This window comes from Glycomyces sp. NPDC021274 (genome assembly GCF_040641195.1).
GTDB lineage: Bacteria > Actinomycetota > Actinomycetes > Mycobacteriales > Micromonosporaceae > Glycomyces.
Genome location: NZ_JBFADC010000138.1, coordinates 1 through 1,035 on the forward strand (window position 1 = coordinate 1; position 1,035 = coordinate 1,035).

At 71.0% G+C, this 1,035-nt stretch carries 2 protein-coding genes; both read right to left on the minus strand.

All coding sequences use genetic code 11. From position 1 onward, the window contains the following. Nucleotides 1-874: alcohol dehydrogenase catalytic domain-containing protein (locus AB0I03_RS27160; protein ID WP_360417509.1), on the minus strand; the 874-nt coding region annotated here is incomplete at its 3' end. Then, nucleotides 871-1,035 (minus strand): acyl-CoA dehydrogenase family protein (locus AB0I03_RS27165; RefSeq protein ID WP_360417511.1); only part of this gene is annotated, 165 nt, incomplete at its 5' end. The genes AB0I03_RS27165 and AB0I03_RS27160, both read right to left, overlap by 4 nt.

Consider the following 1,035-nt stretch of genomic DNA (forward strand, 5'->3'; position numbering starts at 1 on the left):
CCAGATACAGCGAGGAGACGAGGAAGGACGCCTCGGCGGTGGCCGGCGGCACCCCGAGCAGCACCGCCTGGCCGTGCCGGTCCAGCAGGTCGATCGCCTGCCGGATCAGCCGGGTGCTGCCCACGCACTCGAAGGTGTGGTCGGCGCCGGTCGGCAGGATCTCCTTCACCGCCTTGACGGTGTCCGGCACCGCCGACGCGTCCACGAAGTGGGTGGCCCCGAACTGCCGCGCCGCCGCCTCCTTCGCGGGATTGGCGTCCACCGCCACGATCACCGACGCCCCCGCGATCCGTGCGCCCTGGAGCACGTTGAGGCCGATCCCGCCGGCCCCGATCACCACCACCGAGTCGCCGCGGTCCACCCGGGCGCGGTTCAGCACCGCGCCCACACCGGTCAGCACCCCGCACCCGATCAGCGCGGCCGAGGTCAGCGGGATCTCCTTCGGGATCTTGACCGCCTGCACCGCCTTGACGACCGTACGCTCCGCGAACGCCGAGTTCGAGGCGAAGTTGAACAGCTCCGTGCCACCGCGCCGGAACGGCTTCGCCGGCATCCCGATCGCCTTGCGGCACATCGTCGGCCGACCCCGGTCGCACTCCGCGCACGCCCCGCAGTTCGCCAGCGTCGACAGCGCCACGTGGTCACCGGGCACCACATGGCTCACTCCCGCCCCGACGGCCTCGACCACCCCCGCGCCCTCGTGCCCCAGCACCACCGGCACCGGAAACGGAATCGTCCCGTCGATCACCGACAGATCGCTGTGGCACAACCCGGCCGCCCGGATCCCCACCAGCACCTCGCCCGGCCCCGGATCCCGCACCTGGAGATCGTCCACGACCCGGGCCTGCTCACCGTCGAATATGACGCCCTTCATTCCCGCTCCACTCCGGGCATTCCCCGCTCCACTCTGGGCATTCCCCGCTCCACTCTGGGCAGGCCGAGCACCCGCTCGGCGATGATGTTGCGCTGGATCTCGTCCGAGCCGCCATAGATCGTGTCGGCCCGGGTGAACAGGAAAAGTCTTTGCAGCGCGTC